Origin of the sequence: Treponema sp. (genome assembly GCF_024696245.1) — a bacterium.
GTDB lineage: Bacteria > Spirochaetota > Spirochaetia > Treponematales > Treponemataceae > Treponema_D.
Genome location: NZ_JAILGZ010000162.1, coordinates 46,493 through 60,163, shown reverse-complemented (window position 1 = coordinate 60,163; position 13,671 = coordinate 46,493). Strand labels below are relative to the sequence as shown.

Below are 13,671 nucleotides of genomic sequence, written 5' to 3'. Positions count from 1 at the left end.
TGCAAAAGTTTATACAGTATTTACAAAAGATAACCTTACTTCTTACGGCCTTTCTACTGTAAGTTTCTCTACAACAGATGATATTACAGCTCCTGGAGATGTTACCCTTACATCTGCAGGAGCTGATGAAACTACTGTAAGTCTTGCATGGACAAATCCATCTGATGATGACCTTGCAGCAATTGTAATTACACCTTATGTAATGGTTTCCGGGGCAAGTGAATATACAGCCCTTGATACTGTAACAATCACTGATACAAGTGTTACTTCTTACGAATTTACTGACCTTACTGTAACCTCTACTTACAAGTATTTGATTCAGACTAAGGATACAAATGACAATATTTCTACAGGTGTAACAACAGATGAATTACTCATTACAGGTGATATTACAGCACCTGGAGAAGTTACAATTACATCTGCTGTTGCAAATCGTACAACTATAAGTCTTGCATGGACAAATCCTTCTGATGATGACTTTGCAGCAATTATAATTACACCATACGAAATGGCTTCCGGAGCAAGTGAATATTCAGCTCTTGACGCCGTAACAATTACTGATACAAGTGTTACAACTTATGACTTTACGGATCTTACAGTAGGTTCTACTTACAAGTATTTAATCCAGACTCAGGATGAAACCGGTAATCTTTCTGCCGGGGTTACAAGTGATGAAATCTGTATCAATGCAGATGTTACTGCTCCTGGAGAGGTTACAATTACTTCTGCAAGTACAAGTGGTGCAAGTGTTTCCCTTGCATGGACAAATCCTTCTGATGATGACTTTGCAGCAATTGTAATTACTCCTTATCAAAAGGCCGCAGAAACAAGTGCATATTCAGCTCTTGATGCCGTAACAATTACTGATACAAGTGTTACATCTTATGACTTTACGGATCTTACACCAGCTTCTTATTACAAATATTTAATTCAGACTAAGGATGAATCAGACAATGTATCTGGTGGTCTTACTTCTGATGCACTTTATATTTCTGGTGCCAGTCCTGTTACAGACCTTACATTAACAAATTCCGATTTTGATTATTCAGGATATATAACTCTTACATGGACAGATCCTGAGGATACTGATTTTAACAGTATAAGCATTTCTTATAGCTGTGACGGAGAAAATTATACAAACGTAGAAGTTGCTTCCGGAGTTCAGACTCTTGCACTTGAAGATCTTGCAGAAGTTGGAAGTGATTTTACCTTTACAGTTAAGAGCCTTGATTCTGAGAGTAATGTAATTGGTGCAGCCTCTGTTACAGGACAGCCTTCAAAAATGACAATCAGATTCTACAATAAGGAAACAAAAAGGTTTTTACTTGTAAGCGATGGCAGTGTAACTGCAACCTCCACCAGGTACTACTGGCTTAAAAGAAAGGCTCTTGATGGAACTTCTTCCGTTTCATTTACAGCAACAGGTGATAATCCAGGAACAAGGGACTGCGATACCTTCAGTCTTGAAATGATGGATACAGATGGTAAGGCAACTGGTGAATACCTTTATCTTGCTTCTGTATCTACAAGTGTTGGTTCTACAGCTACAGCTGCTGATATTGCGGTGGCAGAAGAAGAAACTGCAATGGTTTGCACTGTTGATGGCAGTACAGAAGTAAGCACAGGAATCTTTGCTACCTTCTTCCTTGATACTGCTAATGACTCTGAATGTTACGCCCTCCGTACTTTCTATAATAACGGAAGCTGCTTCTTCATGCTTGGTAATAATGGTTCTGTAATTAATTACAGATCAGTTCAGGATACACCGGGAAATACATACTGGGAGTGGAAGTACACTGAGGCAGATGATACCAGTCTTGTAAATTCAATTTAATAAAAAATTGTGATGTTGACAGCCGCTGTAAAAGGCGGCTTGCAATATAAAAAAAGGAGGAAATAAAAAAAATGAGAAAGCTTCTTGCTCTTCTTGCAGCAGCAGCTCTTTTCTTTTCCGGCTGTTCCGCTTTTGACAACAGTGATGATCAGGTTATCACTTACTCAAATTACGGATATGTAAGTCAGAACGGAACAAGTGTAGTTGCTACAGGTGTCAGGACGCAGGATACCGACGGAAACGACGTATTCGGCTCAGGCGGATGTCTTCTTCAGGTAGGAAAATATTTCTACTGGTATGGAGAGCACCGTTTTGCCAACTATGGTTTCTACGGTGTAAGCTGCTACCGTTCTACAGACCTGGTAAACTGGGAAAACTTTGGTGACATTGTAAGATGGGATATTGCTGATTCAAGTACAATCCTTTCTTATGGTCCAAGTGGTTCTGTAATCGTTGAACGTCCTAAGGTTATTTACAACGAAGCCAAGGGATACTACGTAATGTGGGGACACCTGGATATTGGTTACGGTCTTGCCGGCGTTGTTGTTTGTAAGGGAAACAGCCCTGACAATTCAGACGGCAGCTGGGAATACGTTGACTGGTTCAGGCCTTTTGACGGAGTTGAATTCAATGTTCATGATAATAATTCTGCAGGATATGTTTACAGTGAAGAAGATATCCGCAATGCAGATCCATACGGTTACATGAGCCGTGACTCAACTTTGTTTGTTGATGATGACGGTACTGCATATTTTGCAAGTTCATATAACGAAAATGCTTACATCCATATCTATCGTCTTACAGATGATTACCTTCACATTGATGAAACTTACTGGCCTACAGACAATGTTCTTAATACATCAAGCCGTGAAGCACCATGTATTTTTAAAGAAGGCGATGTTTATTACTGCGTAACTTCAGGAACTGCAGGATGGACTTCTACAGTTACAACAATTCAGTATGCCTATGACCTTAGGGGACCATGGTCAAGCACCCTTACAATTGGTGATACAGAAAGTGCCGGTCAGCTTACTGAATCAGACCGTTCACAGCCAGCTTTTGTATTCAAGCTGGAAGCAACTGATGGTTCAGGTGATCATGACTGGCTTTATATGGGTGACCGCTGGGGTCCTGCTTTTGGCGGAAGCTCTCCTTATGACAGCCAGTATGTATGGTGCGATATCTATCTTAACTTAGGTTCAAGTCACATGTACTTCTCAGAAGCCCTGATGATTGATATTGAACACGGAAAAATTTCAAGTCCTGCTTACTATCAGCTTAACGATCTGGGTGGTGGATATATTGTAAATCCTTCTACTTCATTCTCAGGACAGAATCCTGAAAGAAGTACTTCTGTAAGCAATTCGGATTATTATAAATCACAGTGGAGATTCTATCCTGTAGGTGATGCCTATATGATTATCAACCGCTGGAGTGGAATGGCTTTGTCATCTGCAGATGATGCCCTTAATTCACTTCTTACAGTTTCTACCCGTAATTCATCTGATACTAAACAGCTCTGGTACATTGATGACTATATGAGTCCTTACTACAAAATCAGGAACAAGTGTTCCGGATATTACATTACTGACAGTCATCCACTTTCCGGATCTGTTGCTCAGACTTCATGGGCATACCGCAATCCTTACTGGACTGCAGATTCAATCATTACGGCTGCTGATTATCAGACCCGTATTAATTACATGGCATTTAAAATCGCACCGTAAGGAGTAGAAAAGTGAAAATTAATAAAAAAACTTTTGCCGTTCTTTCCTTAACAGCGGTATTTGCAGCATCATCTCTTTTTACTTCCTGTAACGATCTTGCTGATGATGTTAAGGTTGAACCTTCAGACTGGAGTGAAGGCAAGATGACAACTTCTGCCTATCTTATGAGTTCAATCGGTCCAAACAAATATATAGAAAGTGATGCCCTTCATCTTTCTTATTCAGAAGATGGTCTTACATGGACAACATTAAATTCCAATGAACCTGTTTTTACATCTACAATTGGAAGCTGTCACTTCAGGGATCCATGTATCTTCCGTCTTAACGATGGATCATTTGTACTTCTTGCTGCTGACTTTACTCAGAGCGGAAAGTACTGGGATCTTGGAAGCCGTTCAGATGTAAACAATTACTGGAATCATCCAAGTAACTGTATTATCGTTGCCTTTTCAGATGACCTTGTTAACTGGAAAAACGAACACAAGCTTCAGATTACAAATGCCACAGGTACAGACGGAGCAACCCGCCATGTATGGACTCCACGTGCAATGTACAACAAACAGTACAAGTGTTACGACATCTACTGGGTTGGAGATAACAATGACGGAACAAACATGGTTTATGTTTCCCAGACTTATGACTTTTACAGTGTAAAGTCTCTTTCTCCTGAATTGATTTATTCACCTGGATATTCAGTTACTGCAGCTTATATTGTTAAGGACAGTGACTATTATCTTTTTGCCCGTGATGCTGACAAAAATTATGCAACTTTCAAGGGTGGTGACATTCAGGTAGCAAGTACTGATTCATGGGGTAATCATTTTAACCGTATTTCAGACCGTTACATTAATCGTGTTTCTGATCAGCTTTCAGTTGAATATGTTGAATATCCATGTGTTTTCAAACTTGAAGATGATGCAACATGGGTAATGATTGTAAATCAGGAAAACAGTCCTACTACCTGGTCAACTTACGCAACAACAGATATTTCTGATAATTCAAGCTGGGTAGAAGCAAGTAGCCTGGGGCTTAGTTTTACATTACCTGACAGCAATATTGATGCATCGGTATGTAGAATTACAGAAGATGAACTTAACACCCTCATTGCGGCATTCTAGGAGTAAACTGATGAAGAAAAATATTATTTTACTTTCCTGTCTTGCAGCAGCCTTGACTTTTGTTTCCTGTAAAAGTGAATCTGATATTTCAACTGGTGTAATTGCTTCTTCTGCAGCAGATACAGTTGATAAGGTAAATAAAAGTGTATGGCAGGATACTTCCGGAGAAGACATTCAGACTCATGACGGAATTATTTACTGGCAGGGAAAATATTACTGGTACGGACTTGATTATTCACAAAATCTTATTAACGGAGGTTCCGGTGGATTTAAAGCTGTAAAATGCTATGAATCAGAAGACCTTGTTAACTGGACTTTTAAGAATAACGTTCTTACTGCAAACTCAAGCGTCGCTCTTAACGAAGCTGACGTAAATAACGTCCGTGTTATTTACAATAAAAACACAAATAAGTTTGTAATGTGGATGGGCTACAACACAACTTACATGTACGGAACTTCTTTAAGTTACTGGACATTAAGAAGCTCTCACAACAAGCTTTATCTTAATGCAAACCTTTGTGCTACAGCAGATACACCATACGAAGCTTTTGAAGTTGCAAACTCATACTTTACTGTAAATGGTGGTGCTGCAATTACAAGTCTCTTTGTTGATGATGATGGCTCAGCTTATTGTCTTGACTGGGCTAACTATAACAACTCATGGAGACTTTACATCAACAAGCTTACAGATGATTATCTGGGAGTAAGTTCAAATGTAGCAATGCTTTTCCCTGAGACCTATGTAGGCCGTTCAGCAATCGTAAAGCACAATGGTTATTACTATCTCATTGGTGCAACTTTCTATGGTGATCTTGATAACGGTGCCAACAGTATGTCTTCTGCAGACGGCTGGCTTGATTATCACTTTACTTATTATGATTTCTATAGAGGAACAAGTGTCAGCACGCCTAAGGCTTATACCGGTGTAATGTACTGTTCAGCCCAGAGCCTTGACGGACCATGGAGCGGACTTTCTACATTCGGGCCTGATTATGAAGATTATGAATTCTCTGACTGCTTTAAAATTCAGGGCAGTGAAGGTATAAGTTACATGCTTACTTTTAACCAGTGGGATTCATCTGATCTAAGTCAGAGTGCTTACGTATGGCAGCCACTTTTCTTTAACAAGGTTACCCAAACATTTGATGAACCGTATTTTGATGATTATGACACAATTACAATTGATGCCGCTAAGGGCACAGTAAGTGCAGAGTAGGAGGATATGATGAAAAAATTATTAAAGTCAGCATCACTTTTACTTGCAGCTGCATTTGTCTTTGCTTCCTGTGATGTTTCAGAAACAGAATTAACCGTTCAGTCTGACAGGGGTCTTGTAATACAGGCTCTGGAACTAAGTCAGGATAATATTTATCTTTACGGCAATAAGGGTGTAGATACAGTAGACATTACTGCTACATATTATCCGGAAGCCGCACAGGATACTTACATTAAATGGACATCTTCTGATGAAGACATTGTTACTGTTTCAGAAGATACAACTTCGACATGTACAATTACACTTCAGGGTGAAGGTAGTGCTGTAGTTACAGCTACAACATACAGCGGAAAAGTTTCTGCCAGCTGTACTGTTACAACAAGTCTTTCTTCTACTGTTCCTTTTGCTCCCACTGCAATCAGCCTTACTCCATATTCAAACAATATTGAAGTTGAATGGACAAATGCTAGCGTAAATGCTGATGCTCTTGAAGGTATTCTTGTTTATGTGTATGAAGGAAGCGACAACACCGGAACAAAGGTTCTTGAAGATATTCTTGAAGGTAGTGGTTCCGGTGCAAGCTGCAGCGGAAGAATCAACCAGCTTTCTTCTTCTACTGAATATTATGTAGAAGCCTATGCTAAAACTGTAAACGGTTATATTTCTGATGATTGTATAACAGCCACAACAACAACTGCTGCTGCTGATATTACTGCACCGGATGCCGTAACAGATCTTGCTGTTGTTTCGATTACATCTTCTACAGCTACCATTTCATGGACAGCTTCTGCAAGCAGTGACCTTCAGTATTACCTTATTTATGCTTATGACTCAGATGGTAATAAACTTTCATCTGTAACAGCTGATGCTTCTGCTACTACAGCAGTTCTATCAGATGTTGCTGCAGAGGACATTGTCTTTACCGTAAAAGTTTATTCTGTTGATGATAACTATAACATTTCTGCTCCGGCAAGTATTGAATATGAAAATGGAGAACATGTAAGTGATCTTACTGTAAGCCACAGTACTTCTTATTCAGGTATCCTCAATATGACATGGACTGACCCTGAAAGTGACTTTGACCATATTAAAGTTACTGTAGTTGCAGATGGTGAAGATCCTGTCAGCGTAGATAATATTGCTGCCGGAACTGAATCCTGCTCTATAAGCGGACTTACTCCTGATGCCCTTTATACTGTATGCGTTGCCCTTGTGGATTCAGAAGGTCAAAATATTGGTATTTCTTCTACTGAGGCTCATGCTTCTAAAATTGAAATCAGGTTCTATAGTTCAAACTCTTCAGGCTTTATGGTTGTAACAAGTGCTTATGCATTAAAGACACAGAGCGGCTCAACTGCAGCTTATAAATATAAGTGGCTCAAGATGCCTGCCCTTGATGGAAGTACAACTTATGATTTCTCAGGAACTTATGATGAAACAGGTTCAACCTATTCCATTATGGCACAGACTGTAAATGAAGAAGCTTCTGGTCTTTATCTTTATATGACTGAAGCAGATTCTTCAAATGGAAGTGGAGCTGAAGCCCCTGTAACAATTGCAGATGAATCAACAATTACTTCTGCTGATAAGATTTCTTTTGCTACTTTCTTTAATGCTAAATCTAATGCAAGTGGAACTTATGCCCTTCGCTTTGTAGAAGATTATTATCAGCTTGGATCAGCTTCTTCGGTAATCCGGTATCGTTATTCAAGCGGAAGTCCTGGATATGCTGAATGGCAGTGGACTGTCACAGAAGAAGATTCAACAACTGAGGACTAAGGAGGAGTAAACAGATGAAAAAACAGAATTTATTTTCAAGAATATTTTTGACCTTATCTGCAGCAGCTCTTCTTGCTTCCTGTACAGAAATTGCAAGCCCTGATTCCAGTGCATCAATTGCCTTTAACAAATCAAGCCTTGCAATTACAGATGCACTTTCCAATGTTACCTCTGCTCAGCTTTCTGTAAGCCTTACAGGTAACTCCAGTGACATATGCTTTAAAAGTTATGACACTGATGTTGTTACTGTAGAAAAACTTTCTTCAAATACAGTTTCTGTAATTGCAGCCGGTGATGGAAGTACTAAAATCAGCGCTTATACAGAAGATAATGCCCTTATTGCTTACTGTACTGTAACAGTAACTTTGGGAACCATTGCCTGTGGAAACCTTTCTGATTTTGCCGTTACATCAACAACTGTAGAAAGTGCCAGCCTTACATGGACTGCTCCTTCAAGTGCAGGTTCAGTAGAGGTTACTGCTACTTCAACAGCAGATGATACAGATACTGTAAGTCAGTATTTTACAGCTTCTGATAATGCCGGAGTTCTGGAAGGTCTTTCACCTTCTACAGAATACAGTTTTACAGCAAGGGCAGTTAACAATCCTGGAAGTACAAAAGAATATGCTTCTGACTATACGGATGCAGTAACAGCAACAACTCAGGCAGATATTACAGCTCCGGCTTCTGTTACAGTTACAAGTACAGTTACAGATCATACAATCAAACTTACCTGGACAGAACCTTCAGATTCTGATTATGCAGGAGTAAACATTACACCTGCTGACGGAAGTCAGACTTATGATGGTACAGCCCTTGAAGCAGTTGAATATGAAAAAGGCCAGAAGACAATTACCTATTCAAAGGTTATGGCTTCTACTGAATATGTCTTTACTTTTGCAACAAAAGATAAGTATGGAAATATTCAGGGAGATTCTAATAATGCTGATGCTTCTCTGACAGTTACTGTTACGACGGCTGATGATGAAACTTCACCTGATGCTGTTACTGATGTTTACATAACTGTTAATGATCTGAATGCAGAAATTACATATGCAGTTCCTGATAATGAAGATGCCAGAACGGTCGTTGTTGAATGCAACAGTATAAAAGTTGTTGAAAATTCAATTGACCTTACATCAGGTTCCTTTACTCTCAGTTCAGGTGATAATGAAGTTTCAGTTTATGTACTTGATTATGACAGCAATAAATCTCAGGTTGTAACGGCAGTTTTCCAAACTTCAGGAGGAGAATCTCCTTATGTAAGTACACCTGTGCTGGATGCAATGACAGGTCAGTATTCATTTACTGTTAACAGTTGTTCTGATGGAGTTTCTTATCAGCTTATTGCAACAAACACTTCAGATGCTTCAGATAAGGTTTACTCTGATACGTTCGTTGGTATGGTCGATTCCATTAAACTTACAGAATTAAAATCTGATGCTTCTTATTCTGTAGAAATTGCAGGAAGCAGTGTCATTAACGGCGTAACCATTCTGTATAAATCTACATCACTGGATATTGTTGAGGTTACCACTCCTAAAACTGAATTGTGGGCAATTATTCAGCCGTGGAGCAAGCAGCGGGTCGTTCCTTTTAAGACGTCAGAGGTTGAATACGCAAATGTAATAATTAATGCTTCTCCGGATAATTTTGTTTATCCTTACTGGATAATGCATCCGGCTTCTTCTGATGACAGTTCTAAATTCTATCTTGAAGCCGCAGACAGTGAAGGTAATGGTTCTGGACTATACCTGTATTTTGCCACGACATTAATCGGTACTGCTAATTATAACAGCGGTAATAATTCATGGGGTTATACAGACAGTGCACATACATATAAGAGTATGTATGTGTCTGCAGATATAATTGGTGATAATACAAACTTTGCCATGTTCCAGCTTGGTACTAAGACTATGGATATATCCGGTTCTTATGCTCAGCCTTCTGCAACTGCCGGTTATGAAGATTATTGTGACTGGACAAACATGAACCTTGTTGGAGCTCCAGATTATAATCTGTATTCCAATAACTACAATGTAAGTATGGATTCAGATATTGGTACGACAAATGGTGATTGGGCCGTTTCTTATAAAGTTATTGAATAAAAAAGAGAGGAGATATAAAATGAAAAAGATTATAAAAACAGCGGCAGCTTTAACATGTGCTTCCCTTTTAACAGGTGCAGCATTTGCTCAGGATGCAGAAACTGCAGCAGCTTCAGAAGAAAGAAGACCTGCAGTAACTTCATCATCTTCATCAGCTAAAAAACTTTCAATGAATGTTTCTACAAAAGAAGTTTCCCTTAATCAGTCTGACTGGGATAATTCAATTCCTGAACTTTCTGTTCCGGGATACAACAGCCGTGACCTTAAGTGGTCATCAAGTGACATGAAAGTTGTAAAGGTAGACCAGAGGGGACGTCTTTTCCCTAAGGGACTTGGTAAGGCAACAATTACTGCAAAAGCTGCAGATGGTTCTACAGCAGAATGTGAAGTAGAAATCACAAAGTATGGACCAAAACCAGCAAGTGCAGGACTTAATCTTTCTACAGGTCTTACTGGTGATGCAAGTGTTACCTGGGGATTTGACCTTGATACAGGTAAGTCAGGATTTACTACAGACCAGAATGTAAAACTTAAGCTTGATGTTCTTAACCTCGGTGAAGTATGGGCTGGAGAAAACAAAGATGGTATCCCTATCTGGGGAGAAATCCGTATTTATACAAAAGGTGATCCTCTCCGCTACATGGTAGACTCAGACAGTGATACAGACCTTTATACAAATGATGGAGATTTTGCAATTCTTGTAGACCGCGCAAAGATTCACGTTGGAAATGCTTACCTTACTTTGTTTGATAAGGAATACTCCGACATGGGTTACATCAACTACACAACAGGAAGTGATGTAGCATTCAGCTTTATGGCTGCAGATCCTGATTACCGCTATGGTCATCTTACAAAGCGCAACCTTCATACCTATCTTTCTTCTTTTGATGAAGATGCAACAGTATTTGGTCTTAGTGCAGGATACGAAATGCCTGGAATCTTTAAGGTAGAAGGAGATATTGCTTCTACAAGTGAATGGTCTGCAGGTAATTCAGATACAACTCTTGATTCAGCAGATCTTTCTCAGAATGCAACTGATTATCTTTATAAGCTGTCAGGTGAATTCAATATGATCGACAATCTCAGCATTCAGGCTGGTTTCTCTAATGGTTTCCTTGGAAAGGATTCTCAGGTTAAGGAAGACCTTCGTCTTGGTGCTCAGGCTGATTATCAGTGGGATTTCTATGACATCTATTACCTTAAGCCTTCAGCAGGATTCACAATGATTCAGAAAGAATCTATGGGAGATTTCTATCCACTTGTTTCTGCCGGTGTAATGCTGGGCTGGGAAGACAAGCAGAGTGCATTTGATTACTGGGGATGCAAATACTCTAAAGATGATTATGGTCCATATCCTGGTCTTGCATTTGCAGTTCAGTATGCAGATGAAAAACTTGCAGAAAACTCAACAATCTTTACAGGTACAAACACTCTTGATACTTTCAATGATGATATGCTTATCCTTCACGCTTCTTTCAACACAGGAAACAATCTTTTTGTAAAGAATCTTGAAGCTGTTGGTGCCCTTGATCTTGTTAACCTTCTTTCTGACCGTTGCGTTATGGGTTGTACTCTTGGAGCAGCTTACTGGCTTCCACTTGGAGATCACGGATTCGGACTTAAGCCTAAGGCTCTTCTTACCCGCTACCACGATACTTACAATGACGAAAATGACTACTGCTACCTTAAGGGCGGTATCGAAGTATGCTATGAAAGAATTACCCTTAAGTTTGAATATGAATCAAACGACCTTCTTACTGGATTTAACAACGGTGAAGAATATACAAAACTTGGAAAATTCGAAACAACTGTAAAAGTTAGTTTCTAATTGTGACATTTTTTATTGGAGAGCAAATTGAAAATTTTCAGTATGAAAAAGATTGTATCTTCTGTCCTTGCAGCGGCTGCATTTTCTCTTCTTGTAATGTCATGTGAAACAGACCAGGCTTATGAGGGAAATTACGCCACCATAACTTTTACTCAGGGAACAGATGATACTGTGTATGAATTTACACTGCCATACGAAGAAGATGACATCTATGCTGATACTACAACAGCAGCAGACAATGCTTCTTTAACGGCATATAAGATTCAGGCAAAGAACGGTTATAACGATCCTTTTCAGTCAATAGAAGTGCTTTTTGTTCCTGCACAAAGTGGTAACGAAAGCCCATATCTGACTGTAGTATTCTATGACCGCCTTGAGCAGAACGGAAATACTTCTGATATTTATCAGCAGCGTACCTTTACTCTTGATTCTTCTGCAGGACTTACAACAGGTAACTACAAAAAATCAATTATAAAGGGAGGAAAACTTTTCCTCAGCTGGCAGGTTGGAGACGAGAACTCTGTAGAATGTGATTCAGCATATACAAGTTCAACTGTCAATCATTACAACATCAAGGGACTTTCTTTCCTTGCAACAATCAGATAGGAGAACGGAATGAAAAAATTACTTTCAATTATTACCGCAGCAGCTTCCGTTATCCTTTCTGCATCCTTCCTTGCTTCCTGCAGTGAAGATGTTGAAAACTACAAGGTATACACTGGTCCTCTTGTACAGAGACGTTCAGAACCAGGAGTATACCTGCATTCTGACGGAAACTATTACTGTGCCCTTGCCTACGAATACGGAACCTGGGCCAGTATAGAGTTAAGGAGAACAGACTGCATCAATAATTTTAGAATTACTGATGACCAGGCAGCTGTAATTTCTGCTTCTACAACATCAGAGGGAGATGCAAACTATGCATACTTCTTTGGACCGGAGATCCGCTTTATTGATGGAAGCTGGTACATGTTCTATTCAGCAAGTACATCATCGACTTCATCATGGACACAGAGACCCTTTGTTGCCAGGTGTGATGAAGAAGACCCTGTTTCTACTTCTGCCTGGACAGTTTTAGGAAAGGTAGAAGCCGTAACGGATTCAGAGTTTAATACTTATGATGACATTATTGATTCCTATTCCCTTGGAACAACTGTCTTTGAATATGATGATCAGTGGTACATGATGTGGAGCCAGAGAATTGCCAATGGTTCTGACTGGGATCTTGACGATGATGACACAACCCTTACCCTGGAAATCGATGGTGAAAACAAAACCTATGAGGATCTTGCTCATTCAACTTTGACTTCTTATAACGAAACAAACCCAAATACCGACACAAATATTTACTGGGATTGTATCTTTATAGGTAAGACTTCTCCTGATGACTTTACCCAGGTAACAGATGCAAAGATTATTTCTGTTCCGGAATATGACTGGGAATGCGGAATCTATTCAGAACATTCAGACACAAGTTTTGGAAACACCAATAACGCACCACAGGCCCTTATTCACGGAAATGACCTCTTTGTAGTATTCTCTGCCAGTGATATGGATGAAAGCTACTGTATGGGAATCATGAAGTGTAATAATACTTCTGACCTAACCAGCATGGCTAACTGGACAAAATCTTCTTCCCCTGTATTTGAATCTGACACTTCCTACCAGACTTATGGACCTGGTCACTGCAGCTTTACCACTGATGACGGATATGACGTTATGTTCTACAGTGCCCGCCTTCAGTACGGCTTAAGCCTTACAAGTACAGGTTCTACAGGTACAGATTCCTACAGTGATAAAAACAGGGCCCTTTATGCCAAGTCCTTTACCTGGAAATCCAATGGATATCCTGATTTTGGCCGGGCAGGGGGCAGGGATTAATCTTTTTAAGGTTATTAACTACCCTTTGAACTGAAGGAATAAAAGAGATTTTATGACGGCGGATATTTATGGAAAGTTTTCTTCTATATAATATCCGCCGTTTTTTGTTATTGAATAAATGCGGTATGGATATTATGATACTACAAAAAAAAACATAATTTTTTTTCTTTTTCTTGAAAA

Annotated in this window: 9 protein-coding genes; all 9 read left to right on the top strand. The window is 39.4% G+C overall.

The features are described 5' to 3' along the window. The coding region (locus tag K6D58_RS11825) for a phage tail protein (protein ID WP_296830952.1) at positions 1-1,834 on the top strand (1,834 nt) is incomplete at its 5' end. Between the two features lie 71 nt (positions 1,835-1,905). Continuing rightward, a complete protein-coding gene (locus tag K6D58_RS11820; RefSeq protein WP_296830949.1) occupies positions 1,906-3,561 on the top strand; it encodes a family 43 glycosylhydrolase in 1,656 nt (551 codons plus the stop codon). A gap of 11 nt (positions 3,562-3,572) precedes the next feature. Then, positions 3,573-4,679, top strand: coding sequence for a glycoside hydrolase family protein (locus K6D58_RS11815; RefSeq protein WP_296830946.1), 1,107 nt, complete (start codon positions 3,573-3,575; stop codon positions 4,677-4,679). 10 nt (positions 4,680-4,689) lie between these two features. Beyond that, positions 4,690-5,895 carry a family 43 glycosylhydrolase gene (locus K6D58_RS11810; protein ID WP_296830944.1) on the top strand — a complete coding sequence of 402 codons (1,206 nt, stop codon included), beginning with the start codon at positions 4,690-4,692 and terminating at the stop codon, positions 5,893-5,895. A 9-nt stretch (positions 5,896-5,904) separates the two neighbouring features. Next, on the top strand, positions 5,905-7,674 hold the full coding sequence (locus K6D58_RS11805; RefSeq protein ID WP_296830940.1) for a fibronectin type III domain-containing protein: 1,770 nt from the start codon (positions 5,905-5,907) through the stop codon (positions 7,672-7,674). A 14-nt stretch (positions 7,675-7,688) separates the two neighbouring features. After that, positions 7,689-9,782 (top strand): phage tail protein, encoded by a 2,094-nt coding sequence (locus K6D58_RS11800; protein WP_296830938.1) that lies wholly within the window; start codon positions 7,689-7,691, stop codon positions 9,780-9,782. Positions 9,783-9,801: 19 nt separating this feature from the next. Then, complete coding sequence (locus K6D58_RS11795) at positions 9,802-11,610, top strand: Ig-like domain-containing protein (RefSeq protein WP_296830935.1); 1,809 nt, start codon at positions 9,802-9,804, stop codon at positions 11,608-11,610. Positions 11,611-11,652: 42 nt separating this feature from the next. Further along, positions 11,653-12,216 (top strand): hypothetical protein, encoded by a 564-nt coding sequence (locus K6D58_RS11790; RefSeq protein WP_296830932.1) that lies wholly within the window; start codon positions 11,653-11,655, stop codon positions 12,214-12,216. Positions 12,217-12,225: 9 nt separating this feature from the next. After that, positions 12,226-13,491, top strand: a complete 1,266-nt coding sequence (locus K6D58_RS11785; RefSeq protein ID WP_296830930.1) for a family 43 glycosylhydrolase — start codon at positions 12,226-12,228, stop codon at positions 13,489-13,491. The last annotated feature ends 180 nt before the right edge of the window (positions 13,492-13,671 follow it).